26 protein-coding genes, 5 tRNA genes and 1 other annotated feature are annotated in these 26943 nt (G+C 42.9%); of the genes, 2 read left to right on the forward strand and 29 right to left on the reverse strand.

The window, feature by feature from the left end; genetic code table 11:
* The 15 genes from BUB92_RS06270 to BUB92_RS06340 all read right to left on the reverse strand — a co-directional run.
* Nucleotides 1-521 (reverse strand): GTP-binding protein (locus tag BUB92_RS06270; RefSeq protein ID WP_143156881.1); only part of this gene is annotated, 521 nt, incomplete at its 3' end.
* A gap of 126 nt (nucleotides 522-647) precedes the next feature.
* A tRNA-Met gene (locus tag BUB92_RS06275) sits at nucleotides 648-724 on the reverse strand.
* Nucleotides 725-734: 10 nt separating this feature from the next.
* A tRNA-Thr gene (locus tag BUB92_RS06280) sits at nucleotides 735-810 on the reverse strand.
* Nucleotides 811-820: 10 nt separating this feature from the next.
* Nucleotides 821-896 (reverse strand) — tRNA-Met (locus BUB92_RS06285).
* Nucleotides 897-903: 7 nt separating this feature from the next.
* Nucleotides 904-988, reverse strand: a tRNA-Tyr gene (locus tag BUB92_RS06290).
* A gap of 23 nt (nucleotides 989-1011) precedes the next feature.
* Nucleotides 1012-1086: transfer RNA gene (locus BUB92_RS06295), tRNA-Thr, on the reverse strand.
* Between the two features lie 66 nt (nucleotides 1087-1152).
* The gene (gene sigH / locus BUB92_RS06300; RefSeq protein ID WP_073091702.1) at nucleotides 1153-1803 is read right to left on the reverse strand and encodes an RNA polymerase sporulation sigma factor SigH; all 651 of its coding nucleotides are present in this window, start codon (nucleotides 1801-1803) and stop codon (nucleotides 1153-1155) included.
* Between the two features lie 285 nt (nucleotides 1804-2088).
* Entirely contained in the window at nucleotides 2089-2856 is a 768-nt protein-coding gene (gene rlmB, locus BUB92_RS06305) for a 23S rRNA (guanosine(2251)-2'-O)-methyltransferase RlmB (RefSeq protein WP_073091704.1), read from the reverse strand.
* A 9-nt stretch (nucleotides 2857-2865) separates the two neighbouring features.
* The gene (gene thyX / locus BUB92_RS06310) at nucleotides 2866-3555 is read right to left on the reverse strand and encodes an FAD-dependent thymidylate synthase (protein ID WP_073091707.1); all 690 of its coding nucleotides are present in this window, start codon (nucleotides 3553-3555) and stop codon (nucleotides 2866-2868) included.
* A gap of 30 nt (nucleotides 3556-3585) precedes the next feature.
* Entirely contained in the window at nucleotides 3586-3981 is a 396-nt protein-coding gene (locus BUB92_RS06315) for a Mini-ribonuclease 3 (RefSeq protein ID WP_073091709.1), read from the reverse strand.
* A complete protein-coding gene (gene cysS / locus BUB92_RS06320) occupies nucleotides 3968-5557 on the reverse strand; it encodes a cysteine--tRNA ligase (RefSeq protein WP_073091711.1) in 1590 nt (529 codons plus the stop codon). The genes BUB92_RS06315 and cysS overlap by 14 nt, the downstream gene beginning before the upstream one ends.
* Nucleotides 5496-6218 carry a serine O-acetyltransferase gene (gene cysE, locus BUB92_RS06325; protein WP_143156883.1) on the reverse strand — a complete coding sequence of 241 codons (723 nt, stop codon included), beginning with the start codon at nucleotides 6216-6218 and terminating at the stop codon, nucleotides 5496-5498. The genes cysS and cysE overlap by 62 nt, the downstream gene beginning before the upstream one ends.
* A 114-nt stretch (nucleotides 6219-6332) precedes the next feature.
* Nucleotides 6333-6569, reverse strand: a binding site (T-box leader).
* Between the two features lie 62 nt (nucleotides 6570-6631).
* The gene (gene gltX, locus BUB92_RS06330) at nucleotides 6632-8083 is read right to left on the reverse strand and encodes a glutamate--tRNA ligase (RefSeq protein WP_073091716.1); all 1452 of its coding nucleotides are present in this window, start codon (nucleotides 8081-8083) and stop codon (nucleotides 6632-6634) included.
* Nucleotides 8084-8192: 109 nt separating this feature from the next.
* On the reverse strand, nucleotides 8193-9380 hold the full coding sequence (locus BUB92_RS06335; protein WP_073091719.1) for a bifunctional 2-C-methyl-D-erythritol 4-phosphate cytidylyltransferase/2-C-methyl-D-erythritol 2,4-cyclodiphosphate synthase: 1188 nt from the start codon (nucleotides 9378-9380) through the stop codon (nucleotides 8193-8195).
* Nucleotides 9373-10482, reverse strand: a complete 1110-nt coding sequence (locus BUB92_RS06340; RefSeq protein WP_073091721.1) for a PIN/TRAM domain-containing protein — start codon at nucleotides 10480-10482, stop codon at nucleotides 9373-9375. The genes BUB92_RS06335 and BUB92_RS06340 overlap by 8 nt, the downstream gene beginning before the upstream one ends.
* 203 nt (nucleotides 10483-10685) lie before the next feature.
* Here BUB92_RS06340 and BUB92_RS06345 point away from each other — a divergent pair, with 203 nt between their 5' ends.
* The gene (locus BUB92_RS06345; protein WP_073091723.1) at nucleotides 10686-11084 is read left to right on the forward strand and encodes a nucleoside triphosphate pyrophosphohydrolase family protein; all 399 of its coding nucleotides are present in this window, start codon (nucleotides 10686-10688) and stop codon (nucleotides 11082-11084) included.
* Nucleotides 11085-11142: 58 nt separating this feature from the next.
* Here BUB92_RS06345 and disA read toward each other — a convergent pair whose 3' ends face one another.
* The 3 genes from disA to BUB92_RS06360 all read right to left on the reverse strand — a co-directional run bounded on the left by disA (nucleotide 11143) and on the right by BUB92_RS06360 (nucleotide 14116).
* A complete protein-coding gene (disA, locus tag BUB92_RS06350; RefSeq protein ID WP_073091726.1) occupies nucleotides 11143-12216 on the reverse strand; it encodes a DNA integrity scanning diadenylate cyclase DisA in 1074 nt (357 codons plus the stop codon).
* Nucleotides 12217-13578, reverse strand: a complete 1362-nt coding sequence (gene radA / locus BUB92_RS06355) for a DNA repair protein RadA (protein WP_073091729.1) — start codon at nucleotides 13576-13578, stop codon at nucleotides 12217-12219.
* Nucleotides 13579-13750: 172 nt separating this feature from the next.
* Entirely contained in the window at nucleotides 13751-14116 is a 366-nt protein-coding gene (locus BUB92_RS06360) for a helix-turn-helix domain-containing protein (RefSeq protein ID WP_073091732.1), read from the reverse strand.
* 323 nt (nucleotides 14117-14439) lie between these two features.
* On the opposite strand from BUB92_RS06360, the gene BUB92_RS06365 reads away from it, so the two are divergent.
* Nucleotides 14440-14622, forward strand: a complete 183-nt coding sequence (locus tag BUB92_RS06365) for an aspartyl-phosphate phosphatase Spo0E family protein (protein WP_073091736.1) — start codon at nucleotides 14440-14442, stop codon at nucleotides 14620-14622.
* A gap of 89 nt (nucleotides 14623-14711) precedes the next feature.
* Here BUB92_RS06365 and BUB92_RS06370 read toward each other — a convergent pair whose 3' ends face one another.
* From BUB92_RS06370 to murA, 11 genes are all read right to left on the reverse strand, one after another.
* Nucleotides 14712-17192 (reverse strand): ATP-dependent Clp protease ATP-binding subunit, encoded by a 2481-nt coding sequence (locus BUB92_RS06370; protein ID WP_073091739.1) that lies wholly within the window; start codon nucleotides 17190-17192, stop codon nucleotides 14712-14714.
* Nucleotides 17193-17211: 19 nt separating this feature from the next.
* Entirely contained in the window at nucleotides 17212-18285 is a 1074-nt protein-coding gene (locus tag BUB92_RS06375) for a protein arginine kinase (RefSeq protein ID WP_073091743.1), read from the reverse strand.
* A gap of 15 nt (nucleotides 18286-18300) precedes the next feature.
* Complete coding sequence (locus tag BUB92_RS06380; protein ID WP_073091746.1) at nucleotides 18301-18819, reverse strand: UvrB/UvrC motif-containing protein; 519 nt, start codon at nucleotides 18817-18819, stop codon at nucleotides 18301-18303.
* Between the two features lie 18 nt (nucleotides 18820-18837).
* Entirely contained in the window at nucleotides 18838-19263 is a 426-nt protein-coding gene (locus BUB92_RS06385) for a CtsR family transcriptional regulator (protein ID WP_073091749.1), read from the reverse strand.
* Between the two features lie 148 nt (nucleotides 19264-19411).
* Nucleotides 19412-21541 (reverse strand): pilus assembly protein PilM, encoded by a 2130-nt coding sequence (pilM, locus tag BUB92_RS06390; RefSeq protein ID WP_073091752.1) that lies wholly within the window; start codon nucleotides 21539-21541, stop codon nucleotides 19412-19414.
* A 25-nt stretch (nucleotides 21542-21566) separates the two neighbouring features.
* Nucleotides 21567-22292: a WecB/TagA/CpsF family glycosyltransferase gene (locus BUB92_RS06395; protein WP_073091825.1), complete on the reverse strand. Its 726-nt coding sequence runs from the start codon at nucleotides 22290-22292 to the stop codon at nucleotides 21567-21569.
* A 137-nt stretch (nucleotides 22293-22429) separates the two neighbouring features.
* Nucleotides 22430-23173 carry a flagellar basal-body rod protein FlgF gene (gene flgF / locus BUB92_RS06400; protein WP_073091755.1) on the reverse strand — a complete coding sequence of 248 codons (744 nt, stop codon included), beginning with the start codon at nucleotides 23171-23173 and terminating at the stop codon, nucleotides 22430-22432.
* A 69-nt stretch (nucleotides 23174-23242) separates the two neighbouring features.
* Complete coding sequence (gene mreB, locus BUB92_RS06405) at nucleotides 23243-24271, reverse strand: rod shape-determining protein MreB (protein ID WP_073091758.1); 1029 nt, start codon at nucleotides 24269-24271, stop codon at nucleotides 23243-23245.
* 86 nt (nucleotides 24272-24357) lie between these two features.
* A complete protein-coding gene (gene spoIIID / locus BUB92_RS06410; protein WP_073091761.1) occupies nucleotides 24358-24627 on the reverse strand; it encodes a sporulation transcriptional regulator SpoIIID in 270 nt (89 codons plus the stop codon).
* A gap of 61 nt (nucleotides 24628-24688) precedes the next feature.
* Nucleotides 24689-25564 carry a stage II sporulation protein D gene (gene spoIID / locus BUB92_RS06415; RefSeq protein WP_242939013.1) on the reverse strand — a complete coding sequence of 292 codons (876 nt, stop codon included), beginning with the start codon at nucleotides 25562-25564 and terminating at the stop codon, nucleotides 24689-24691.
* 75 nt (nucleotides 25565-25639) lie between these two features.
* Nucleotides 25640-26881, reverse strand: a complete 1242-nt coding sequence (gene murA / locus BUB92_RS06420) for a UDP-N-acetylglucosamine 1-carboxyvinyltransferase (RefSeq protein ID WP_073091767.1) — start codon at nucleotides 26879-26881, stop codon at nucleotides 25640-25642.
* Nucleotides 26882-26943: the final 62 nt, after the last annotated feature.

Genomic DNA, 26943 nt, shown 5'->3' on the forward strand with positions numbered 1-26943 from the left:
GATCCCCTGATTACAGGTACATCGTCTCCCGGAAATTCATATTCGTTAAGCAGCTCTCTTACTTCCATCTCTACCAGCTCTAAAAGCTCTTCGTCATCTACCATGTCTATCTTGTTCAAAAATACTACTATATACGGTACTCCTACCTGACGGGACAGGAGTATGTGCTCTCTCGTCTGCGGCATCGGACCATCAGCGGCACTTACTACCAGTATGGCTCCGTCCATCTGCGCAGCTCCAGTTATCATGTTCTTTACATAGTCAGCATGTCCCGGACAGTCTACGTGTGCATAGTGCCGGTTGTCTGTCTCATATTCTACGTGTGCCGTATTGATGGTTATTCCTCTTTCTCTTTCTTCTGGCGCCTTGTCGATTTCATCATAAGATGTAGCCTGAGCCTTCCCAGCTTTGGACAATACATAGGTTATGGCTGCAGTTAAAGTAGTCTTGCCATGGTCTACGTGCCCTATGGTACCAATGTTAACATGCGGCTTGGTCCTCTCAAATTTTGCCTTTGCCATCTCGTTCTCACCTTTCCCCTTTCACATTGCTTTTATCGGTTATTTTTTACTGCCATTTTATATTTTAACCAATTTGTTTATAAAATAAAAGAAGTGAGAAAAAATCCCACTCCTTGTTATCATCTATGGTAGCGGCGAAGGGATTCGAACCCCTGACCCTACGGGTATGAACCGTATGCTCTAGCCAGCTGAGCTACGCCGCCCTTTATATAATGGAGCCCATAACCGGACTTGAACCGGTGACCTCATCCTTACCAAGGATGCGCTCTGCCGACTGAGCTATATGGGCTTAATATTCATGGTTGCGGGAGCAGGATTTGAACCTGCAACCTTCGGGTTATGAGCCCGACGAGCTACCAACTGCTCCATCCCGCGTCGCAAATGGTGGAGGGAGAAGGATTCGAACCTTCGAAGGCTGAGCCAACAGATTTACAGTCTGCCCCCTTTGGCCGCTTGGGTATCCCTCCACATAAAATTTTTCACTCTAAAATGGAGCCGAGCACAGGACTCGAACCCGCAACCTGCTGATTACAAGTCAGCTGCTCTACCATTGAGCTAGCTCGGCTCAGCAAGTAATATTGTATACCCTATGTATCATAATGTCAAGGGATATTTTTGCGGAAAATCTATCCTATTCATTGCGCCTTTCTTCCAGGTACTTTTCCAGCTTACGCTTTACCCTCTGCAAAGCATTATCTATAGATTTGACATGCCGCTGCAGCTCTTCGGCAATTTCCTGATAAGACTTCCCTTCCAGATAAGCCATCAAAACCTTCCATTCCAGAGAGCTTAAAATCTCTCCCATCTTTTTCTCTATGAATATAAACTCTTCCTGGCTTATCACAATCTCTTCGGGATTGGCTACTGCCGCAGTGGAGATTACATCCAGAAGCGTACGGTCTGACTCCTCATCATAAATAGGCTTATTTAAGGAGACATAAGAATTGAGGGGAATATGCTTCTGCCGGGTAGCTGTTTTTATAGCAGTTATTATCTGCCTGGTAATACACAGCTCAGCAAATGCTCTAAACGATGTAAGCTTGTCCTGCTTATAATCCCTTATCGCCTTAAAAAGGCCTATCATTCCTTCTTGGATAATGTCTTCCTTGTCTGCACCTATCAGGAAATACGACTTGGCTTTAGCCCTTACAAAATTTTTATACTTGTCTACCAAAAAATTTACGGCCCCCTGATCCCCCTGTTGTGCCAATTCTACTATTTCTTCATCCTCTAGCTCTAAATATGCCAGATAAGCTTCCTGTTCAGCGATAGAACTGGACATTCAATCGCCCCCAATAGCTATGTATTTATTAAAAAAGTGTCTTTCCCCCTTTTAGCATATTGTAATTATATCTATTACTATCAGCCTCCGTCAAGAAAACAAATGTTAGGCCTTAACCTCCTTTTTCGACAAAATATCCTCTACCAAAGAACCTTTTTCCTCCGCCTATACCCATAATCAATATTTCCAGCCTGATAAAGCTTATTTTACATGTATATTAATACATCTTTACGTCGCATTTTTTCCATTTATCCTAAGTTTTTTCATCTGCCTGGGCATATAAGGCTATTTTTCGCCATTAACTAATTCATCCTTTTTCGTCCATCTCTGCCTTACTACCTCATAAATAATAAGCGCTGCCGCCACCGAGGCATTAAGCGAATTTATCTCTCCTTGCATAGGAATTTTTACCAAAAAGTCGCAATTTTCCTTTACCAGCCTTCTCATCCCGTCTCCTTCACTTCCTACTACCACCGCCACCGGCGAAGGAAAGCTCAAGGCAAAGTAATCCTCTTTTCCTTCCGCATCAGCCCCTATTATCCAAAAGCCGCATGCTTTCAATTCCTTGATAAATCCTACTAGGTTGGTAGTTTTTATTATATGCATATATTCCACAGCTCCAGCTGAAGCCCTGACTACGGCATCTGTAACTTCAACCGCATGATGTTTAGGTATCACCACTCCATGTACCCCTGCACATAAAGCAGTTCTCACTATAGCCCCCATATTCTGGGGATCTTCAATCCCATCTAGCAGAACTAAAAAAGGCTCTTCCCCTTTCCCCCTTGCATACTCTAATACCTCTTCCAGGCTGCTGTATTTATAAGGTTCAACTTCCGCCACTACTCCCTGATGGTTTTTGGCCGGATACATCCTGTCCATATCCTTTTTATCCATTCTCTGCACAGGAATCTGACATCCCGTCGCCAGTTTTACCAACTCATCGACTTTGCTCCCCTTTTTCCCCTCCTGGATAAAAATCCGGTATATCTTGCGCCTTTTAGCCTTAAGCATTTCGGTAACCCCATTTATGCCGGCAACCGTTTCTTTCATCCTATCCTCCTACCCTTGATACGGCCGGAAAAAGTAATCGGTAATCACTACCTGAGCATAATGTTCTTCCGGAAACTGTCTATCATACTCTATATCATCAAACAATACCGGAATTTTTTCCCGAAAAAGGAGCAACAGAGGAATAGCTACCTGCCGCATCTGGGGATGGGCTGCTTTATCACAGCGCAGGCGGAAAAAATGTCGCCATTCCCTGAGGTTATAAGTTACTGCTATTTCTGTCTTCAAACAGGTAGGCAAAACACTCCTCGCCTCCTGAGGAGAGCAGCCTTTAGAAAGCAGATTAAAATAGCTCTTTTCCGCCTGCAGGCAGGCTTTTTCCCATTCCGCATAGGCTTCCCCGCTTAAAAAATAAGGTTCGATAACAGTTATTTCCCGGCCGAATTTATCTTTAGCATAATTGCAGTAGCGGGTAGATTCCTGGCTGTAACTTCCTATGCGGTGTCTTACTATTTCATGGCTTATGCCTCTATCTACTATAAACATAACACTAACCTTTTCATGTTCGATAACCGATTCATGCCCCCGGCTAAGCAAGTTTTTAAGGAAATCCACATTAATTTCTTCTTTTATGCTGTCTTCTGATTTATAACATATACGAGCACACCTTTCGATAAAAAGCATTTTCCCCTTTCTAAGTTCCTCACCTGGAACTAAAACCTGTGGCTTTATTTTTATCATATAAATATCCTCCCTTTAAATAAGCCCAAACTAATCTTCATCCAGAGCTCTTTGCACCAGGTAATAAAGCCTTTCCTCAGCACCTTTAAGATAGAGATAGCCCAAAAGAGCCTCAAAGCCTGTACTCATCTTATAATCTCCGGGATCAGCATTTTTCGGGGGAGTAGTTTTGGCATTTCTCCCCCGCATAACTATATCTTTTTCCTCTTCAGTAAGCTCAGGCCAAATCTTTCTTATAACCCGGGCCTGACTTTCTGCTTTTACCCTCTCTACCGTAGCATGATGGATGTCTTTTACCCGGCGGTTACCTTCTGCCACCACATGCGTCCTTACCATAAGCTCAAAAACCGCATCCCCTATATAAGCGAGAACTACCGGAGAATATTCCCGCAAAAGGTTTTCGTCAATATTTTTATATTTGTGCAAACCGCCACCTTGCCCCTTCCCTGGTATCTTCTATAAGAATATTCTTCTCTTTTAACCGGTCTCTTATATAATCTGCCCTGGCATAATCTTTATTCTTCCTGAGCTCAGAGCGTATAAAAATGACCTTTTCCATAACCTTTTCCACAGGAGGCGCATTTTCCGCCTTTATCCTGCTCTTTTCCGGAGTATCTTCGATTACTATTCCTAATTCATAAAGGCAGTTTCTTATCTGGTCAGCCAGCACAAAATTTTTCTCTTCCCTGAGCATTTGGCGCACATCCAGCATTATCCCGGCTAAATCCAGCCATAAATCTTCTTTTTCTTCCTTATATTCCATAAAAATACCTAATATATTGCCCAGTTCTTCAAAGATGTGCAGAGCTTCCCTTACCCGGGCTCTAGCCAGCTCATCATGTTTATCCGCTTCTGCCATATAACTGTTCAGCAAACGGGATATATTAAAAAGGTGTCCTAACGCCTGGGCAGTATTAAAATCATCATCCATAGCGGCAATAAATTCAGCCTTTTCTCTTTTTACTTCTTCTATAAAAGCATCTTGAGCCAGGCCCTTCTCTAGTTCCCTTCCTCCCTCTATAAACTCGCAGGCTAAAAGGCGCGTGTTTTTAAGACGCCCCAGAGCCTTGCCCGCTTCTGTCAGCTTACCATCATCAAAATCCAGGGGACTGCGGTAGTGAACGCTTAAAAGATAAAAACGCACTACATCAGGCGGAAATTTGGCAAGTATATCCCGCAGAAGGAAAAAATTCCCCAGGGATTTAGACATCTTTTCATTATTTACCGTAATAAAACCATTATGCATCCAGTAGCGCACAAAAGGTTTACCTGTTAAAGCCTCCGCCTGAGCTAGTTCATTTTCATGGTGGGGAAATATGAGGTCATTGCCTCCCCCATGAATATCCAGGGTTTCCCCTAAATATTTAACTGCCATTACCGAACATTCAATATGCCACCCCGGGCGTCCCTTTCCCCAGGGGCTTTCCCAGTAAGGCTCACCTGGTTTCGCCTTCTTCCAGAGCGCAAAATCAGCTGGATTTTCTTTTCTCTCATCTATTTCTACCCGGGCCCCGGCCATCATTTCTTCCTGAGTTCTGCCGGAAAGCTTCCCATAGCCGGGAAAAGCCTCTACCCGGTAATAGACATCTCCATCCACCACATAAGCATATCCTTTGGCTATAAGCCCGGTAATAGCTTTTATAATATCATCTATGTGTTCACTTACCCGGGGATGTACATCCGCCCTTCTTACCCCTAGAGCATCAGCATCTTTAAAATATTCTTCGATATAGCGGGAAGCAAGCTTTAACGGTTCTTCTCCCTCTTTTAAGGCCCGGTTGATTATCTTATCATCTACATCCGTAAAGTTCTGGACATATTTTACTTTATACCCCCTGTACTCCAGATAACGCCTTACCGTATCAAAAAAAACCAAAGGGCGGGCATTACCCAGATGGATAAAATTATAAGTAGTGGGCCCGCACACATACATCCTTATATTAGGCGGATCTAGCGGAATCAGTTCTTCCTTTTTGCGGCTTTGCGTGTTGTATACCTGCATTTACTAAAGCCTCCTCTTCATACTTGGCTAATCTTCTCTCTAATTCTGCTATTCTCTCCTGCATGGCAATCAAGGTTTCTTCGAGAGGGTCAGGAAGCATATGATGTTCAAGGTCTACCTCTATACGGCTGTTTTCTACCTTAGCTCCATCCCTTATCACTATCCTGCCCGGTACCCCTACCACCGTGCAGTTAGGAGGTACTGATTTTAAAACTACTGATCCTGCACCTATTTTAACATTATCCCCTACCGTAAAAGAACCTAAAACCTTGGCACCAGCACTTATAACCACATTATTGCCAATAGTCGGATGTCTTTTTCCTTTCTCTTTGCCGGTCCCTCCCAGCGTAACTCCCTGATATATAGTTACATCATCGCCTATTTCCGCCGTTTCCCCGATAACTACCCCGCTTCCATGATCGATGAAAAACCTCTTGCCGATTTTAGCTCCGGGGTGGATTTCAATACCGGTAAAGAAGCGGCTTATATGTGATATTAAACGGGCGATAAAGTAAAGCTTTTTCTGGTAGAAAAAATGGGCTATGCGATGGCTTATAATCGCATGAAAACCAGGATAGCAGAAGATTACCTCCCATACGCTTTTAACTGCGGGATCTCGATCAAAAACTACCTGTATCTCTTCTTGCAGCATTTTAAATATTTTAAACATATTCCTCACTCCCGGTAATTTTTTTCAGCAGCAACCATCTCCTAAACAGCTACACCCCATCAGCCATCACCCCTTTGTATCTTAAATAAAAAGGCCTTTCATCTCGCAAGAGACGAAAGGCCTTATACGGCTTTCCGCGGTTCCACTCTTGTTAGATGTCCTAAGGAAAGACATCTCCCTCGTGGTAAATATAACGGTTTAAACCGGGTATACCTACTCCTGTTTCGGCATACCTGCTCCCGGGCGCACTTCGGACAGCTTCTTACTTAGAAAGGCTCTCAGCCGGTGACCTTTCCTCTCTGTCAGCGATCGCTGCCTACTCTTCCCGTTCTTTGCATTTCGTAATATTTATTGTATCTAGATTATAAGCAAGAGAATAGTTTTATGTCAATCAAAAATTAATCCTATTTTCTATCTATAATCTCCAAAGTCTTCCTTACTCTCCTTTGCACCTCTTCTCTCCCCCATATGCTTATAAGATAAGGCAGATCTGGTCCATGGGTTTTCCCTGACAGGGCACATCTTATAGGCATAAAAACATCTTTCGGTTTCAGTTTAGTCTTTTTAACCAGGCTTTTCATATACTGTTTTATTTCTTCTACTCCATCTACCGGGGGATATTCATCTATAAACTGGAGTAAAAGGTCTTTTATGTGTTCCCCTTTTAAAACCTGAAGAGCTTCATCTTCATATTCTATATCTTCCAGTATAATCCGGGCATGTTCGACTATATCACTTAAACATACCAGATAATCGCGCAGAGCCATAACCAGAAGCTCATATTTTTCGGGACCTAAGGAAGCAATCTTTTCTCCATAAGGCGAAGCTTCCAGATAAGGACGCAAAAGCTCTTTAAGCCTATCTAAACTTAACATCTTTATATGCTGCTGGTTTATATGATTAAGTTTATCTAGATCAAAAACTGCCGGGCTTTTAGATACCCTGTCCAGAGAAAAACTCTTGTTTATCTGTTCCGGAGTAAGTATTTCCTCTTCCCCTTCCGGCGACCATCCTAAAAGAGCCAGAAAATTATACATAGCTTCCGGCAAATAACCTTTTTCCCGGTATTGGATAAGAGAAGTAGCCCCATGCCTTTTGCTCATTTTTTGCCGATCACTGCCCAGAATAAGAGAAATATGGGCAAACTCCGGCACTTTAAAGTTCAAAGCTTCATAAAGCATAAGCTGCCTGGGAGTGTTAGATAAATGTTCCTCTGCTCTTATGACATGGGTTATACCCATTAAAGCATCATCAACTACCACGGCAAAGTTATAAGTAGGTATGCCGTCTGACTTCATAATTATAAAATCTCCTATATTGCCTGTTTCAAAGGCTACCTTTCCCCTTACCAGATCATTAACTACATATACCTTATTATCCGGCACCTTAAACCTTATAGCCGGCTTAATACCCTGTTTTAACTTTTCCTCTCTTTCTTCCGGGGTAAGATAGCGACATTTGCCGGAATACCTCACCATCTCTCCTTTAGCCAGAAGCTCCTCCCGTTCTTTTTCCAATTCTTCCTCACTGCAGAAACATTCATAAGCCTGTCCCGAAGCCAAAAGCTTCTCCACATATTCCCTGTATACCGAAATCCTTTCTGTCTGCCGGTAAGGACCATTATCTCCACCTATATCTACCCCTTCGGTCCAGCTTATGCCCAGCCAGCGCAGAGAATCTATAATTTCCTTCTCATATTCCGGACGGGAACGCTCCAAATCGGTATCTTCTATGCGTAAAACCATTTCCCCATCGTAACGCTTAGCAAACAGATAGTTAAAAAGAGCTGAACGGGCTCCTCCTATATGCAAAGGCCCGGTCGGGCTCGGGGCAAATCTCACTTTTACCTTTTTCATCTTATAGTCCCTCCCTTTTAAACATTAAAACAATTAACTTAAAGCTAAAGACTTTTTAATCATGGCCAGCTTTCTTTAATTTTTCCCCGCGAGGAGCAAAATAATTATATTAAAAACCACCTGTTAATAAAGCTACCGCCTGAGCCGAAATACCTCTTTTCTCTCCTTCAAAACCTAATCCTTCGGTAGTAGTCGCTTTAACACTTATCCTTGACCAATCAATCTCCAGAGCCTGGGCTATATTGCGGCGCATAAGGTCTATATAAGGAGCAAGCCTGGGCTCCTCGGCAACTACCGTACTATCTATGTTTACAACTTTAAAACCTGCCTTTTCAATCTTTTTTGCCACTTCTTTAAGCAATACCAGACTGCTTATCCCTTTATATCTTTCATCATGGTCAGGAAAATGTTTCCCTATATCTCCCAAGGCTGCCCCTCCCAAAAGGGCATCACAAACCGCATGTATCAGTACATCAGCATCAGAATGTCCCAAAAGTCCCCGGGTATGAGGTATTTCTACCCCGCCTAATATCAGCTTTCTTCCCTCTACCAGACGGTGCACATCATACCCCGTTCCCACGCGCACAGGCATAAAAAAATTATGGTTATTGCCTTCCATAAGTCTTTCCGCCACTATCATATCCTCCGGGATCGTTATCTTTATATTCCGCTCATCACCAGCTACCACTTTTACTCTGCCTACATAACGTTCATAAAGGGAAGCATCATCGGTCCCATAAAATCCTTCTTCCCGGGCACGGGCATAGGCGTAAAGGAGTTCATTATACCTGAACACCTGCGGAGTCTGCACCGCCACCAGTTCTTCCCTTTTCAGAGTAGCAAGCACCAGGCCTTTTTCATCTATCTTTTTAACCGTATCCTTAACTTTTACCCCGGGAACAGCTCCTCCCCATATTAGAGCTTCCCGGTATAAATCCTCCAGCATTTTCGGTTCAAAAAGCGGCCGTGCTCCATCGTGCACGGCTACCATTTCCGTATCTCCACTTAAGGCTTTCAGTCCCTGTTCTACTGAATCCTGCCTTTCCTTTCCCCCGGGTATCACCTTTTTTACTTTTTTAAAGCCATATCTCCCGATTACATTGTCCAGACAGTATTCTATCTCCTCGGGATGGGCTACTACCACTACCTCCTTAACCAGCTCCATCTGTTCCAGGGTATGAAGGGAATAGAATAATACCGGCTTCCCTTTAAGCATTATATATTGTTTATTTATATCCGCCTGCATCCGGCTCCCCCTGCCGGCAGCTGCTACTACCACCTCAAGGCCGCTAGCCATATACATTCACCTCTTTAGGCTCTATTACATAGGAAACATTTCCTGCCGGGCAGGCTTCCTCTTTCACCTTGCGGGTAAAAATCATGCGGCCAGCTGCCGTCTGAAAAACGCTGGTTACTACTACTTCCAGTTCATTCCCTATATCCTGCCAGGCATCTTCTACTACTACCATAGTCCCATCTTCTAAATAACCTACTCCCTGTCCTTCTTCCTTGCCTTCTTTCAGAATAGTTATGTGCATGGTTTCTCCTGGATAAACCATCACTTTTACCGCATTAGTCAGCTCATTTATATTAAGCACCTTTATCCCCTGCAGTTCAGCTACCTTATTTAAATTGTAATCATTAGTTATTATGGCTGCATTAAGCTCTTTACAAAGCCTTATTAATCTGGTGTCTACATCTTTATCTTCATCTAACTCTGCTTCTATTATATCAATTTTTATCTTCTCATGCTTCTGCATTTTCGCAAGCAGATCCAGCCCCCTTCTCCCTTTGTTGCGCCTTACCGTATCCGAAGAGTCCGCAATGTATTGCAGTTCAGCAATGACAAAAGTAGGCACCAGCAAAATCCCATCAATAAAGCCAGCCAAACATACATCATAAATCCTGCCATCAATAATAGCACTCGTATCTAAAATCTTCAAAAAATTTTTCTTCTCTTCTTCCTTTTCTCCCCGGGTATTTATATAGCTGAAAAGCTTTAATACCTCACCTGCTCTTCGGCTCCCTACTTTAAAGCCTATATATCCACTAGTCAAAAATATAAACAGGGTAATATAACTTCCTATCCCTTGAAAAAGCGAAAAGGGGAAACTGCTTAAAACCCCCACTATTCCTCCCAAAATAAGCCCGGCAGCTCCACCCAGGATCACTTCAATAGAAGCATTATCCAAAAGCTTATTTAAACCCTTAATAGCCTGGGCTAAAAAAATAAAAAAGCTGTTTAAGAGCCAGAAAGATATCGCCAGAACCACCCCCCCTATCCCGGCTAAAGCTATCCCTTCCAGATGAAAAAAAACCCTCCCTAAATAAATAGCTAAACCAGTCCCCAGTAAAGCTAATATCAATGCCGGTTTCGCGAAAACTAACTTTTCAGGCATATTATTCACCTCCAATAAATATTTTTCTATGGGAGGCGAATAATTATACCAGATTTTATGTAAATTATTCCATTAATTTGTAGACCTGGTTTCCCTTTAATAAAATGATCCCCGACATAAGATGACAACATATTAAATTGACAAAGCCTGAAAATAAAGGCTATAATTATCTAAACTCAAAGCTGCAAGGAGGCAAGTCTTTTATGAAGGACTTGATTTGTGATGAATTTCAGAATGTTGTAGGTGATCTCTTAATCAGGCACCGCAGCATCTTAGATATAACCAGTAAGCTTTCCGAATCGGTAAGCCGGGTAAACCGGGCCGTAGCCAAAGCGGTAACCGAATGCGGCTGCATAAAGGTGGAGGCTTCCAAAATGCAAATACCGCAGGAAATAGATTCGATCAAGGAATTAAAAAACTTTCTGGACAGCCATGTAAGAGGGCAGCTATGCCCCCATTGTGAAGAAATAATAATCAACGAAATGGGAAAAATGCTCTTCTACTCTGCCGCTTTATGCAATACCCTGGATATAAGCCTTTATGATGTCTTTATAAAAGAATATAAAAAAGCTACCACTTTAGGCATCTTCAACCTGACTTAGAATTTTTTACGGCAGCAAAAAACAGCCCTCAAGGGTTCCTCTGGGGGCTGTTTTCATTTTATATATACTTGTATTCCAGGAATAACTGCTCCTGCATCCTTTTAAGACCATTCTTTATCGAATGGGCTCTTACCTCGCCTATTCCTTCTACTTCATCCAGTTCTTCTATGCTGGCACGCATTATATTGCTTAAAAGGGCAAAACGCTGCACCAGATTATCGATAACGGCTGTCGGTATGCGGGGAAGCTTTTGCAGCATCCGATAACCGCGGGGAGATACCTGCTGTTCCAGATGGCTGGCCGTAGTTCCCAGGGACAGAATCCGCGCAATAAACACGGAATCTGATATATCTTCCTCAAAAGCCCTAAGCATAGTATTCAAAAGCTCCTGGGGGCTCTTATCCGGTGTGCGGTTATAATCCTGGATTATATACAAAGCTTCCTCCCTTATATTGGTCAGCATCTCATCCAGCTGCATCTTTACCAGCCTTCCTTCACTTCCCAGTTCGGCAATATAATTTTCTATTTCCTCTCCTATATGTAAAACTTTTATTATACGGCGCAGCACTTCACATACTTCTGATACGGTTACCACATCTTCAAACTCCAGTCCCCCCAGCCTTTGCAGCTCCTTATACATAACATTGCGGTACTTTTCCAAAGTCTGTAAAGCCTGATTCGCCTTGACCAGGAGGGTAGATATATCCCGCAGCCTGAATATTATATTTCCCTGATAAAGGGTTACTACTTTACGCCTTTGGGATATAGCAACTACCAGCTCTCCGGTTTGTTTGGCTACCCTCTCTGCCGTGCGGTGCCTTATGCCCGTTTCCTGGGACGGCAGGCTGGGATCAGGATCAAGCTGAGCATTGGCAATCAGGATACGGCTGGCATCACTATTCATGATTATAGCTCCATCCATCTTGGCCAGTTCATACAGGCGAGCAGGAGTATATTCACAATCTATATTAAAACCGCCACTTACCAGTTTCATAAGTTCCGGAGAATTGCCTACTACAATAAGCCCGCCGGTATTAGCCTGCAGAATATTCTCCACTCCTATTCGGAACAGGCTTCCCGGAGCCAACAGCCGCAGTGATTGTCTGAATCTTCCATGATAAATATCCTCCATCTAACCCCATCCTTCCATTAAAACCTCTATAAATTCATCCAGCATTCCCACCTGGATTATCTCCATGCGGGGATCAAATCCTGGCTTAAAGCTTAATCCCGCGGGAATAACCGCCTTTTTATATCCCATTTTCTCCGCTTCCTTAAGCCGGGCATCAATAAAAGGCACCTGCCTTATCTTCCCGGAAAGCCCTACTTCTCCTATAAAAACCATGTCTGAAGGCAAAGGCTTATCCTTATAGCTGGAAAATACAGCCCCTATAACGGCCAGGTCTACAGCAGGATCCTTCAGAAACAAACCGCCGGTTACCTTAAGATAGACATCGCAGTTGGTCAAAAGAATCCCTCTCCTCTTTTCCAAAACCGCTATCAAGAGCGCCAGGCGGTTCTGTTCAATGCCAAAAGCCATTCTCCGCACATAAGGAGGCAGAGAAGAAGCTACCAGAGCCTGCATTTCAATCAGGAAAGGCCGGCTGCCTTCAAAACTTACGGCTACGGCTGTTCCGCTCACATTTTTCGCCTCGGTATCTAAAAAATACTGGGAAGGGTCTTTTACTTCCAGCAATCCCTGTCCTGTCATCTCCAGTATTCCCAGTTCATCTGTAGCCCCGAAACGGTTTTTTATCCCTCTAAGCAAACGAAAAGCAAAATTTTTTTCTCCCTCAAAATAGACGACAACATCTACCATATGTTCCAGTATTTTTGGCCCGGCTATAGCTCCTTCTTTAGTAACATGTCCGACCAGAAAAACGCTTATATCACTTGCTTTCGCCAGTTCGGTTATGCGGGCTGTGCACTCTTTCAGCTGGGATACGCTTCCCGGAATGGAAGATAGATTTCCGGAATAGACAGTTTGAATCGAATCAATTATAACCAGCCTGGGTTTTATTTTTTGTACAAAATCACCGAGAAAATCTATATTCTGCTCATTAAGAAGGTAGATGTTTTCATTATTAATGCCCAGCCTTAAGGAACGCAATCTGATCTGCTTAAAAGATTCTTCTCCCGATAAATATAAGACCTTCTCCCCTTTTCCGGCTATATGGTCGGCTACCTGCAAAAGCAATGTCGATTTGCCTATCCCCGGATCTCCTCCCAGCAGGATCAGGGACCCGGGAACAATTCCCCCTCCCAGCACGCGATCCAGTTCTCCTATGCCGGTGCTGAACCTTTCTACCCTTTCATTTTCGATATGGCTTAAAGCAACCGCCCTGCCTTTTAACTCCCCTGTTATCCGGGGCTTGTTATCTATTCTTTCTTCCTGCAGGGTATTCCAGCTGTTGCACGCCGGGCACCGCCCCAGCCATTTGCCGCTCTCATACCCGCATTCCCCGCATACAAATTTAATCACATTTTTCCCCATAATTTTCTCCCTTAAACCGATGTATAATATTTAACTATATACCATTTTCAACTATTAATTTTAAATATTAATTTAGCATAAAATTCCTCTTCTTGACAAAAAATTTGCGAAGAAGGATAGGAAAAAACTTTCTCATCCTTTCTTCGCTTCCACCTCTATTTAAATTCCTGTTTTATCGCAAATATGGTAGAACTACCTTTATTAATTTTTTTATCAATTCTCTCTCACGCGGAGAACAAAGATCCAGCAATTCCAAAAGTTCCTTATCCGATCCTGTTTCATAATATCCCTTGGATTCAGCCAGCTGGTAAAAACAATTATCCATTCTTTCTTTACCCCATACTAAATAATCCAGTGATACATGAAGACAGGAAGCTAGGGCTTCCAAAACTGACAGGCTCATCATGCGTTCTCCTCTTTCAATCTGCCCAACATAATAGGTAGAAATCTCAAGCCTTTCTGCCAGTTCCTGCCTGGTAAGGCCTACCTTTTCCCTGCTTTCCCGAACCCTTTGCCCAATACCTGCCAGATCAAGCATATATTCACTCCCTCAAATAGTGCTACATTCAGCTTATTAAAATACCCTACAAGGCTAAACTGGCCATAAGTATATATTTTTTATTAGCCATAAGCATTAAACATGCAGAAAAACAAAAGTAAACTTATTTTTTATATTCTATAAGCGCATTTATGGTATTTGCTTTTAGCTTGTTAAGTGTTAAAATAACCACAAAATTATTTCCTAATAATATACATATATGCCTGTAAATATTAATCTTAAAATAATAATTCCATAATTTCTTATCCTGGGGATATAAACTGCTATTCCCTTATTTCCCTCGGCAAAAAGGAGGTAATTTAATGAGTATCGATAAAGAAATAGAAAAAATTCGCCTCATGCTTTATGAAGTATACCGTCAGGGTATGAGTGCACAAAATATACTTATGTTAAGCCAAAAACTAGATGAGTTTATAGTGCAGTATTATCATCAAGAAAAAAACCAGGCCAAAAACACAAAACCAGAAAAAAAAGACAATGGCTAATCTTTTCATAATACAGGAACACAAAAGAGACACTCCCTGGGTACAATAAAAAGGGCAGCTTTTAACCACTGCCCTTTTTCTCCATATGGTTAGCCTTTCTTTACCTTTATTTCTCCTTCTTCAGCATCGACCAGGATTTTATCTCCAGGCACTACTGTTTTCTTAAGGATTTCTTCGGCTACCGTATCTTCTATCATTCTCTGGATAGCACGCTTCAAAGGCCTTGCTCCATACTGCGGATCATAACCTGCCTTCATTATAACTTCTTTAGCCCCTTCGGTTACTTCTAATTCATATCCGCTCTCAGCTAAACGGTCTTTAACTTCTTTAAGGAGCAGATCGATTATATTTTTCAGCTGTTCCTCAGACAGGCTCTGGAATACTATTATCTCATCAATCCGGTTTAAAAATTCCGGCCTAAAGGTCTGTTTAAGCTGTTCCATAACCCTTTCTTTCATCTTGTTGTAGTTTTCTTTTTCGTCTCCGTCTTTGCTGAACCCTACCTTTTTGGCATTGCGTATCGATTCAGCACCTACATTAGAAGTCATAATTATAATAGTATTGCGGAAATCTACAGTTCTTCCCTGGCCGTCGGTAAGCCGGCCATCCTCCAGGATCTGCAGCAGTATATTAAATACTTCCGGATGGGCCTTTTCTATTTCATCCAGCAAAACTACGGAATAAGGTTTTCTCCTTACTTTTTCCGTGAGCTGGCCACCTTCTTCATACCCCACATAACCCGGAGGTGCTCCTATCATGCGCGATACGGCATGTTTTTCCATATATTCCGACATATCAAGCCGAATAAGGGCATCTTCACTGCCAAACATAGCTTCGGCTAAAGCCCGTGCCAGCTCGGTTTTACCTACTCCCGTAGGCCCCAGGAATATAAAGGAACCGATGGGACGTTTGGGGTTCTTAAGCCCGGCCCTGGCTCTTCTTACCGCACGAGCTACTGCCTTTACGGCTTCATCCTGGCCTACAACCCTCTTATGCAAGACTTCTTCCAGTTTAACCAGTCTTTCACTTTCTTCTTCGGCCAGCTTATTTACCGGAATGCCGGTCCAGTCAGCTACTATTTTAGCCACATCTTCAGCGGTCAGGGTTCTTAACTCTTTATTACGCTCATTTACCCATTCCTTGCGCCGGTTTTCAATTTCATCCCTCAGTTTCTGCTCTTCATCCCTTAGCTGGGCTGCTTTTTCATATTCCTGGGCATTGATGGCTTCTTCCTTTTCCTTGATGATCTCTTCTAACTTAGCCTCTTTTTCTTTCAAATCATCAGGCAGCACATAGTTGGCCAATCTCAATTTGGAGGCTCCTTCATCTATAAGGTCTATAGCCTTATCCGGCAAAAAGCGGTCGGTAATGTACCGAGCGGAAAGCTTTACAGCGGCTTCGATAGCCTCATCACTTATTTTTACTCCATGATGGGCTTCATAGCGGTCGCGCAAACCTTTCAGTATTTCTATGCTTTCTTCAATCGTAGGCTCATCAACCAGTACCGGCTGGAACCTGCGCTCTAAAGCAGCATCCTTTTCTATGTGTTTGCGGTACTCATTCAAAGTAGTAGCTCCTATACACTGGAATTCGCCCCGCGCCAGAGAAGGTTTTAATATATTAGCAGCATCAATAGCCCCCTCAGCAGCTCCTGCTCCGACTATGGTATGCAGTTCATCAATAAATACTATCACATCTCCTGCGGATTTAATTTCATTGACGATTTTGGTGAGCCTATCTTCAAATTCTCCCCGGTACTTGGTGCCGGCAATCATAGCTGACAGGTCAAGAGCCACTACCCGTTTATCGCTTAATATTTCCGGCACTTTATTCTCCACAATGCGCTGGGCCAATCCTTCCACAATAGCCGTTTTTCCTACTCCCGGATCTCCTATTAAAACAGGATTATTCTTGGTGCGCCGGGATAAAATCTGTATTACCCGCTCTATTTCTTTTTCCCGCCCTATAACGGGATCTAAGCGTCCTTCCAGAGCATCCTGGGTTAAATCGCGGCCAAAGGTATCCAGAGTAGGGGTTTTGCTTTTCGCCTTGCGCTTTATAGACTGCGGATTAATCTGGTTAACTACCGGTTCATGATAAACTGGAGGATTGCCCACATTAAGCCCGGCTTCTCCGCCTAAAAGCTGCATAACCTGTTCTCTTACTTCATCCAGCCTTATTCCCATCGCCACCAGAACTTGTCCGGCTACCCCTTCTTCTTCCCTGAGCAAAGCCAGGAGCAGATGTTCAGTCCCTACATAGTTTACTCCCTGGAGTCTGGCTTCATCAAAAGCCAGGTTAAAAACTTTCTTGGCCCTGGGGGTTATGGGCAGGTCTCCATCCGGAGTTTCGGCTCCGCCCCGCTGGCCAATAATCTTTATAATCTCCTGTCTTACTTTTTCCAAATCTACACCTAGACTGGTAAGGGCTTTGGCTCCTATCCCTTCTCCTTCCCTGAGCAGTCCTAAAAGTATATGTTCAGTACCAATAGCAGGATGTCCTAAGCTTCTAGCTTCTTCCTGAGCATACATGACTGCATTCTTAGCCCTCTGGGTAAACCTTCTAAACATAATATCAACCTCCTTCTTACTATTTTTGATAGCGGGCCAGTTTTTCCTTGATAACTTCAGCCCTTTTAACATCGCGTTCAAACGGTTCCATCTCTTTTCCTGCCTTCTTCTGCAGATGGGCAGGCCTTAAGGCTACAATAAGCTCATTCAGGGCAAAAGGCTTTAAGCCTTTTATAATCCCCAGGTCAACCCCTAGCCTTACATCCGACAGGTGCAGCATAGCCTCATTGGAAGTCATAACCCGGGCATTGGTAAGTATCCCGTAAGCCCTGCCGATCCTGTCTTCTATCTGATAAGGCATTTCCTTTAACAGCCTTTCGCGGGTTAACCTTTCCTGTTCCACAATCTGCTCGGTTATACCTGTAAGATTATTTATAATATCTTCTTCCGTCTGTCCCAGGGTTATCTGATTAGATAGCTGATAAAAATTACCTACCGCATCGGTATTTTCTCCATATAAGCCCCGCACCGTCATTCCCAGCTGGTTTACATTCTGGAAAATCCGGTTTAACTGTCCACTTATAGCCAGAGCAGGTAAATGAAGCATAACTGATGCCCTCATCCCGGTCCCTACATTGGTAGGGCAGGAAGTAAGATAACCTCTTTTTTCATCAAAAGCATAATCCAGATACTTTTCCAGTTCGTCATCAACCCCCTGCAGCCGGTTATAACATTCCATCAGCTGAAGTCCCGGCAAAAAACACTGCAGACGCAGGTGATCTTCTTCATTTATCATAAAGGCCAGAGAACCATCCTTATTTACCATAATCCCTTTAAAAGAAGCACTGGCTTCACTGTGTTCCGGGCTTATGAGGTGTTTTTCCATGAGGATCTTGCGGTCTAAAAGCGGCAACTCATTAAAAGTTACCAGATCCATGGCCAGCAGCTCATGGTATCCGCTCTTTTTCCAGGCTTTTCTTATTTCTTCCACCACCTGGTTTCCCCTTTTCTCATCCAGCAGATGAGGAAAAGGAACCAGGCGCAAATTTCGGGCCAAGCGTACCCGGCTGCTTATCACTATATCTGAAGCCGGCCCTTTTTCGGCATCCATCCAGGCTACAAAATTTTGATTTAAGAGATCATGAATACTCACCTTTTTCCCCTCCTTTTACTCCATTTCCTTTTCCAACCTCTTAATCTCGTCTCTTATTTCGGCTGCCTTTTCATACTCTTCCCGGGCTACGGCTTTCTGCAGCCGGCTTTTAAGCTCTTCTATCTTCTTTTTCAACATAACCTTGCCTCCGCCTCGTTTGGGAATTTTGCCGATATGCTGACTGTTGCCATGTACACGGCGCAAAGTAGGCTCCAATTCCCGGGCAAAGGCGGAATAACATTCCGAACATCCCAGCTTTCCTGTCTGCCTTATCCTCTCAAAACTCATTCCGCAGTTGGGGCAGGTAGTAGACAGCACCGCCGGAGTGCTTACTTCCTGCATATTGTAAACATTGCCAAATAAAGTCCCTAAAAGATTGGGTATAGAAAATCCTGGTTCTATATTCAAGTTAAACATAGAGGCACCTTTCTTAGCCGCACACTGTTCACAAAGATGAGTCTGCATAGTCTGCCCGTTGATAATCTGGGTCAAATGTACGGTAGCAGGTCTTACCTTGCATTCCTCGCAATACATCGCAATTCCCCCTTCGGTTTATAAAAGATAATTTTCTAAAGCCTTTTTTAACGCTTTAAAAATCCGGTTTTTCTCCTCTACTGCAAAGCCTTGAAAAGCATAGTTAGTCAAAAATTTAAGCATTTCTGCCTCTTTACTGCTTATATTTTTCTTATCCCTCATCTCGTCAATAAAGCTTATAAGCTCCCGGCGAAAAGTATCTGACTTTAAATCACTATCGTCCAGCCGGGTAATCTTTACATACCCTTTGCCTCCCCTCCTGCTCTCAGTCAGATAGCCGGTTTCTTCGGTAAACCGGGTACTCAAAACATAAGTCACCTGAGAAGGGACACAATCAAAGGTTTCGGCCAGTTCCGAACGTTGTATTTCCACCTGCCGGTTTTCACTGCGCTCAATAAGTACTTTAAGGTATTCTTCGATTTTGTCGGCCAAACTTTTCTTCATCTTTATCCCTCTCTTGACTTTTTTTGACCTTTCTGTTTTTATTATAGTCAATAAAAGTCAAAAATCAATACCCTTTTTCTAAAAATATTATTTCCCCTTTATATTTTTTATATAAAATAAAAAAGGCAGCTTTACACTGCCTACTGCCTCATTTTTCCCATCTTATCTTTATACGGCTGTTATCATATATCGGGGTAGTAAAGCCGGCTGGCTCTCCATCCACCTCCATCACCAGTCTGCCTGAGCTTGCCGGTTCAATCTGGATCAGGCGGAATATATCGCTTAATATAGCACCATTTTTCTCCCTGTCTATTTCTATTCTCATACCTTCCGTTATTTCGCTATCTAGATCAGCCTTTTGCCCATCTACCTTTATCTCCCGGGGCCGGCTGTTTAAGATTATTTCCCGGTCATTCACTATAACCCTTATCTTATTTATCTCTCCATCTTTGACTATATCCCTAAGCCTCGGTCTTAGCCGATTATATTCATACTGCAGTTCGGCTAAAGGAGCAACTTCTTCCTCTAATCCTGCTGCCCGACCATCAACCTTTACCTTTAAAGGATACCAGCGTAAAAACATCTCCTGCCCATTGAGATAATAACGGTAAACCTTTTCTTCCATATATTCAGGAGCAACCCCCGCTAGGAGCAAAACCTCCCTAACCAGCACCTTTCTTTGCCAGGTTACTTTCGCCCGGTCGGGAACCTCATCCTCCATTCCTGCCGGTACCCCGTTTATTTCGATTTTCGGTTTTAAATCTACCCTTTCTCCATTTACCAGAACATAGGTATCCTCTATATTCAGTAAATCCCGCACCAGAACCCTTGCTTCTTTTCCTTCCTTGCCAGGTATAAATTCGATAATATCTCCTTCTTGCACCAGGGTTTCCAGCCCGGCTTCTTCACCATTAACCCTGATAACCGGAGGAGTTCCTATCTCCCCTTTTATCACTTTTACTACTCCATTGACCTCTATCGTTTTGCCCAAACCAGGCCTTCCATAAATATTATTAAGCGGTATGCCGGAAGAAAGGAGGGCCTTGCCTACATTGATCTCTCCCGTATTCCAGAGCATAATCTCCCGGCCATTTATCTGCACTTTTATAAACGGAGCCGGAGGATGGGTAAGGGAATAATAGGCAATCCCCAGCGGCGTTGCCCCCTGCGGCCCTTTGAGGTAATCAGCCTTAAGGGAAAACTTGCCAAACTTATCCGGAGTTCTTATCCCTACCCGCTGTCCGGGGAGTTTTAGCTCGTCCGCCAGCCTGGGCAGCAAAGTAGGGGTAAGGCTCCCTCCTCCTACCAGCAATACTGCATCCGGGACTTTACCATTAAGAGTAAGGATATAGCCGGCTACCTGCTGGCAAAGCTCGATTATTACCGGCTCCATTACCTTTACTGCTTCCTCCCGGCTGATTAAGATTTCATTCCCCAGAATATCGGCTATCTTTACCTCCTCATTTTCCGCAAGGTTCCTCTTTAAGGTTTCCGCAGTATCAAAATCCAGAAGATATTGGCCAGCCAGCACCTCAGTAAGTTCATCTCCGCCTATGGGCACCATGGCATAGGCTACTATATCACCATTTTTTACGATAGCTATATCGGAAGTCCCGGCTCCTATATCTACCAGGGCCAGATTTAAAAGCCGCATGTTAGGCGGAATAGTTATCGATAAGGCAGCAATAGGCTCTAGGGTCAGGCTTAAAATATCAAGCCCTGCCCGCTTCAGGGAAGAAAGCAGGCTGTCTACCACCACCCGGGGCAGAAAAGTAGCAATAACTGCTGTCTTGATAAGCGACCCTCTCTGCCCTACCAGACTGCCTATCTTCTGATCATCCAGTTCATAATAAACCACACTATAACCTACACAAAAATAACTCACCTTGTCCTGGCCCTGCAGGTTATCCTGCACCAGTTTTAGCTGGGCTTCCTGTACCGCTTCAATTTCTAAAGCCCTTACTTCTTCCTGAGTAATTTCATCTAGCATAGCTCTTTTTTTCTTCGTTTCTCCCCATTCGGTCTTAAGGGCTCTTCCCGCAGCCGCTACTGCTGCCTTTTCTAGAACTATGCCGTTTCTCTCTTCCAGGCGCTTTTTTATCTCCCTTATAACCTCGGCTACCGCTTCCACATCATGGATCTGCCCATCCAGCATAGCCCGGGTTTGATGTTCTATCATTTCACTATCTAAAACATGGAGGTCATTGCCTTTTTTTTCCATAATAAGTCCTACAATCTTGCGCGTACCTATATCCAGGGCAAACACTCTATTATCCACCCTTAAATCCCCTTTCTAAGGCATATTATTTTTCCCTTAATACCTTTAGGACAAATTTCGGCAAAGCCATCTGCCGCTTGAACCGCGAAGGCTCAGATAAAAGCCGGTACAGCCATTCCAGATTAAGCCTTATCATAAACCCCGGAGCTCTCTTTTTAACCCCGGCAATAACATCGAAACTCCCTCCTACTCCCAAACACAGGGGAACCCCTAATTCTTCTTTATGCCTGCTTATGAAAAATTCCTGCTTAGGAGCTCCCAAAGCCACCAAAAGGATATGCGGCCTAGCCTCTCTTATGCTCTTTATCACTTCTTCTTTTTCTTCCTCCCTAAAATAACCGTCGCGGGTGCCGCAAATTATGAGATAGGGATACATCTTCTTAAGTTCACAAGCTGCCTTCTCGGCCACCCCGGGAGATGCCCCCAGCAAAAAAACTCTATATCCCTTATTTGCTGCCAGCTGGCACAAATTATAAACCATATCTATACCCGTAACCCTTTCTTTTATGTCATATCCTTTATGTCTGGCTGCCCATACTATGCCTATACCATCCGGAGTAACCAGATCAGCTTCGTTAATAACCTGGCGCAAACGGTCATCCAGGCTTGCAGCATAAGCTATCTCCGCATTCAGGGTAATCACCTGGGAAGGAATACCCCGCAAAATCAGTTCTTCGGCTTTTTTTAAAGCCAGTCTGCTATCTACTATATCGATCCCGCATCCTAATATATAAACTCTGTTTCTTTCCATATTCTGGCTCCTCTGGTTTTGTCCTTTTATTAATTTTACCAAAAATTATTCTCTTTAGCTTTTAAACCATAAAAAAAGCATCTATCCAGTATCTAGCCGGATAAATGCTTTGCCTATTATCCCCGCTATAACGCTTTTTAAACACTTCCTACCTGATCGATAGCGGTTTTAACCGTTTCATCTACAGCCTGAATTATCTTCTGCAGAGATTCATAACTCCTAACGACGGTAATCAAATCTACCATTTCCTTAACAGCATTAACATTGGAGTCTTCAACATATCCCTGCCGCAGGCGTGAATTGCTGTCTATATCATAGTTGGCACCTGTATAGGTATTGTCTCCTCTTTTTTCCAATGCATTAGGGTCGGGAAAAGATACTATCTTAAGCTGGGCAATTTCCTCCCCTTCTACGGAAATAACCCCTCTTTCATCCACCGTAAAATCTTCGCCCTCAATATAGATAACCTGGTCATTCCGGTCTAAAACCGGATAACCTTGATTATTTACCAGCATCTTATCAGCATTAATTTTAAAACTGCCATCACGGGTAAATACTTCTTCTCCTCCCGGCAAAAGACATACAAAAAAGCCTTCCCCGTCAATAGCCAGGTCATAGGGGTTATCTGTCTTTTTAAAAACACCCTGCGTATAATCCGTATAGATACCTCCTATACAAGCTCCCGTCCCCAGGGAACCTATAAGGCGGGGTGAATCTTTATCCTTGAGACGGCTAATAAGCATTTCCGGAAAAGCCCGGGCTACAGTGCTATCTTTTTTATAGCCATGTGAGTTTACATTGGCTATATTGTTAGCTATAACATCCTGTTTGGCCATATTAAGCATCATACCGGCTGCAGCGGTATACAACCCTTTTATCAATGCCGTTTACCTCCACCTTGGTTATTTATTATTCTTTATCGCCAAAATTATGAAAAACTTTAATTAATATTATAAAACCCTTCTTGCCGATCTGTTTCTTGTCCTCTCCAATATATTCATTTCCTGCAGGGCCTTGCCGGTCCCGCGGGCCACACAGGAAATAGCATCTTCAGCAATATGTACCGGTAAGTTAGTGCGTTTAGATAATAATAAATCTAATCCATCCAGCAAAGCTCCTCCTCCCGTCATCACTATACCGTTATTAACAATATCTGCTGCTAATTCCGGAGGAGTAATCTCCAATACTTTTTTCACCCCTTCGATAACTGCCTCTACCGGTTCCTGCAAAGCTTCCCAGGTTTGCTCGGCGGTTATAGTTATCGTCTTGGGCAAACCAGATACTAAATCTCTTCCTTTTACCTCTATGGATTTATTGCGGTTTTCCTCCCGCACAAAAGCAGTACCAACTTTTATCTTTATTTCCTCTGCTGTTCTATCTCCTATCATCAGGTTATACTCACGGCGCACATAGCGGACAATCGCTTCATCAAACTTGTCCCCCCCTATGCGCAGTGAAGCATTGCACACAATGCCGCCGAGAGATAGTACCGCTATATCCGAAGTCCCTCCCCCTATATCTACCACCATATTGCCTGTAGGCTCAGCAATATTAATACCGGCTCCCAAAGCAGCCGCCAGCGGTTCTTCTATTATATAAGCCTGCCTGGCTCCGGCAGCTAAGGTGGCCTGCCGTACGGCCCTTTCTTCTACATCCGTAGCCCCGGTCGGAATACATACAATGACACGCGGTTTAAAAAAAAACTTCTGTCCTATAACCTTGCGTATAAAATGGGAAAGCATTTTTTCCGTCATGTCATAATCAGCAATAACTCCATCCTTTAAAGGCCTAACTGCTACTATATGCCCCGGGGTTCTCCCCAGCATCTGTCTGGCTTCTTCTCCTACGGCTATAACTTTATCGGTATTTTTATCAATAGCTACCACTGAAGGTTCATGCAGTACTATACCTTTACCTTTTTTAAAAATAAGTACACTGGCAGTTCCCAGATCAATTCCTATATCTTCCGCAAAAAACATGTTCATGTGCCCTCCCGAACCTTTTAATCATGGCGTTTAATTACAACATTATTTTACCTTTAATATTAAATTATGGCTATCACTTTTTACATTTCATGACTCACATTTTTTAAAGCTGCATATTTAAGCCGGGTAGCCTCTCCCCCTCTTATATGGCGTTCGGCTTTATTCTTTTCCAGAATTTTTTTTACTTCTTCCGCCAGTTCACTATTTATTCTAGGCAAACGCTCAGTCACATCTTTGTGAACTGTACTTTTGCTGATGCCAAAAACTTCTGCTGTTTGTCTTACGGTATCCGAAGTTTTTATTATATGTTTAGCAATTTTTACCGCTCTTTTTCTTATATAATTTTGCATCCCCTTCCCCCTCTTACGGTGATTATTACCAAATATATTCACCATAAGAAGGAAGGAGAACTTAATAGTCTATTTGGCAAAATTTTATATCTTTATAGTAATATTTTAATATATCCTCATAATGGTATCCTTTTTGTGCCATTCCCTGGGCTCCATACTGGCACATTCCTACGCCGTGCCCATATCCCCGGCTTTTTATTAGGAGTACATCTTTTTTCAGGGTAAATTCCCACCAGGTGGAAGGCAGTCCTAATTTTTGCCGAAAATAATTGGCTTCGATTATTTGGTCATTTATTTTTAATTTCCTTACGCGACCACTTTTGGTTTTCTGGATTATTTCAACGGTTTTCACATTTTGGGTCAAGCCTAACTCCTTTTTTATTTCTCGGTCACAAATTTCTTTTATAGTTTTATAATAAGGCGATGATTTACAATATTCGCAGGAGCAGGAAACCAGGTAAGGTATCTTGTTTCCCCATATCTCCTCCCCGCTGGCCGTTCTCCCCCCACAGGTAGAGTGATATAAGGCATCGATAGGTTCATCATCATAGATTATTATAATTCCCCGGGTATCACGCACTGCCTGGTCAATTTTTTTATAAAGTTTTTTATAATCATAAGGATGCCTGTCTTTAAATTCTTCTTCACTTATATAGGCCTGACATTCATTTACATTATCAGAAAGATCTGCCCCTTCCCTATATTTTTGTCCTTTTAAAATCTTTCTTACCGCATAGGTTCTGGCACATACCGCCTGCGCTTTTAAGGCTTCTAATTCAAAAGAAGCTGGCATTTCCGCCGCTACCGCTCCTTTAACATATTCTTCTAGAGACAGGCTTATTACTTTATTTTTCTGACTTAAATAAAGTTTTACATAAGGTTCTTCTTCTATTTCCCATTTTGGCCTTGTTAAATAGTATAAAGCTAAAATAATCATCAATAAGCAAAAAATAAAAAAAATCCTTTTCCTCATATGAAAATTATATTAAAATAATTCCTCTTCTATGTCAGTTTACTCCCTTTTTATATCCGCTCCCAGCCTGGCAAATTTATCCACAATATTTTCATATCCCCGGTCAATATGATAGCTGTTGCTTACTTTCGTAATGCCTCTCGCCATCATACCAGCTATCAGCAAAGCTGCTCCTGCTCTAAGATCAGTAGCCGTAACTTCAGTTCCATTTAATTCCTGTACCCCTTTTATTACCGCGGTACGTCCTTCTATCCTTATTGACGCCCCCATGCGCACCAGTTCTGGTACATGCATAAAACGATTTTCAAAAACTGATTCCGTCACAATACTGCTCCCTTGCGCCAAACTGAGATAAGCCATGAATTGAGCTTGCATATCGGTAGGAAAACCTGGATAAGGTAGAGTTTTTATATAGACCGGATTTATTTTCTCCTTTCCCTGCACCCGAATTTTATTCTCCCCTTCTTCTACCTGTGCGCCGCTTTCCATAAGCTTGGCGGTCACCGCTTTGACATGCTCGGGAATAACATTATTTATTATCACATCTCCCCTGGTAGCAGCTGCTGCCAGCATAAAAGTTCCAGCTTCTATGCGGTCAGGAATGCTTGTATATTCAGTTCCCTTAAGTTTTTTTACCCCTTCAATGCGTATTATATTCGTTCCCGCTCCGTTTATCTTTCCTCCCATGGCGTTTATAAAATTAGCTAAATCAACAATCTCTGGTTCTAAGGCGGCATTTTCTATATAGGTCGTACCACTAGCTAGGCTGGCTGCCATCATTATATTTTCGGTGGCACCTACACTGGGAAAGTCCAAATAAATATGATTCCCCCGAAGTTTTTTGGCTTTAGCTATAATATCCCCTCCTGCTAAGGTAAGTTCTGCTCCTAAGGCCTTAAATCCTTTAAGATGAAGATCAATCGGCCTATTGCCAATAGCACAACCTCCAGGAAGGGAAACTCTTACTTCTCCGCGGGTAGCCAGGATGGGTGCCATGAGCAGAAAGGAAGCTCTAATCTTTTTTACCAGCTCATAGGGAGGGTGTATATTAATTATGTTTCCATCAATAGTTATTATATTTCCATTTTCCTTGATATTAACCCCCAATTCTTTTAGCAGGCAATTTATAACTTTTACATCTTCTATAAGCGGAACTTTTTTCAGGATAACCTTACCCTCGGTAAGAAGGGAAGCAGCTAAGATAGGGAGTATAGCATTCTTAGAAGAACTTATTTCTACTTCTCCTTTTAAACGGGTCTCTCCTCTTACCATTATGCTCATAAAATCACCTCCTTTAGGGGTAAAATATACCCGACACCAGATTATTAAGTGTCGGGCTTATG

Source organism: Thermosyntropha lipolytica DSM 11003, from assembly GCF_900129805.1.
Lineage (GTDB): Bacteria > Bacillota > Syntrophomonadia > Syntrophomonadales > Syntrophomonadaceae > Thermosyntropha > Thermosyntropha lipolytica.

What these genes read in the sequence shown, in the direction of transcription:
- BUB92_RS06360 (WP_073091732.1), bottom strand. Translation starts at nt 14,116, where the DNA reads ATGCTTGATCTGGCAGGTATTGGGCAAAGGGTTCGGGAAAGCAGGGAA.
- BUB92_RS06380 (WP_073091746.1), bottom strand. Translation starts at nt 18,819, where the DNA reads ATGTATTGCGAGGAATGCAAGGTAAGACCTGCTACCGTACATTTGACC.
- gltX (WP_073091716.1), bottom strand. Translation starts at nt 8,083, where the DNA reads ATGAAAAAGGTAAAAGTGAGATTTGCCCCGAGCCCGACCGGGCCTTTG.
- disA (WP_073091726.1), bottom strand. Translation starts at nt 12,216, where the DNA reads ATGGAGGATATTTATCATGGAAGATTCAGACAATCACTGCGGCTGTTG.
- murA (WP_073091767.1), bottom strand. Translation starts at nt 26,881, where the DNA reads ATGAGCATAATGGTAAGAGGAGAGACCCGTTTAAAAGGAGAAGTAGAA.
- spoIID (WP_242939013.1), bottom strand. Translation starts at nt 25,564, where the DNA reads ATGATTATTTTAGCTTTATACTATTTAACAAGGCCAAAATGGGAAATA.
- BUB92_RS06395 (WP_073091825.1), bottom strand. Translation starts at nt 22,292, where the DNA reads ATGGAAAGAAACAGAGTTTATATATTAGGATGCGGGATCGATATAGTA.
- sigH (WP_073091702.1), bottom strand. Translation starts at nt 1,803, where the DNA reads ATGTCCAGTTCTATCGCTGAACAGGAAGCTTATCTGGCATATTTAGAG.
- BUB92_RS06385 (WP_073091749.1), bottom strand. Translation starts at nt 19,263, where the DNA reads ATGAAGAAAAGTTTGGCCGACAAAATCGAAGAATACCTTAAAGTACTT.
- rlmB (WP_073091704.1), bottom strand. Translation starts at nt 2,856, where the DNA reads ATGAAAGAAACGGTTGCCGGCATAAATGGGGTTACCGAAATGCTTAAG.
- cysS (WP_073091711.1), bottom strand. Translation starts at nt 5,557, where the DNA reads ATGCAGGTATACAACACGCAAAGCCGCAAAAAGGAAGAACTGATTCCG.
- spoIIID (WP_073091761.1), bottom strand. Translation starts at nt 24,627, where the DNA reads ATGCAAAATTATATAAGAAAAAGAGCGGTAAAAATTGCTAAACATATA.
- BUB92_RS06345 (WP_073091723.1), top strand. Translation starts at nt 10,686, where the DNA reads ATGAAGGACTTGATTTGTGATGAATTTCAGAATGTTGTAGGTGATCTC.
- BUB92_RS06365 (WP_073091736.1), top strand. Translation starts at nt 14,440, where the DNA reads ATGAGTATCGATAAAGAAATAGAAAAAATTCGCCTCATGCTTTATGAA.
- thyX (WP_073091707.1), bottom strand. Translation starts at nt 3,555, where the DNA reads ATGATAAAAATAAAGCCACAGGTTTTAGTTCCAGGTGAGGAACTTAGA.
- BUB92_RS06370 (WP_073091739.1), bottom strand. Translation starts at nt 17,192, where the DNA reads ATGTTTAGAAGGTTTACCCAGAGGGCTAAGAATGCAGTCATGTATGCT.
- BUB92_RS06335 (WP_073091719.1), bottom strand. Translation starts at nt 9,380, where the DNA reads ATGGCTAGCGGCCTTGAGGTGGTAGTAGCAGCTGCCGGCAGGGGGAGC.
- radA (WP_073091729.1), bottom strand. Translation starts at nt 13,578, where the DNA reads ATGGGGAAAAATGTGATTAAATTTGTATGCGGGGAATGCGGGTATGAG.
- mreB (WP_073091758.1), bottom strand. Translation starts at nt 24,271, where the DNA reads ATGTTTTTTGCGGAAGATATAGGAATTGATCTGGGAACTGCCAGTGTA.
- BUB92_RS06340 (WP_073091721.1), bottom strand. Translation starts at nt 10,482, where the DNA reads ATGCCTGAAAAGTTAGTTTTCGCGAAACCGGCATTGATATTAGCTTTA.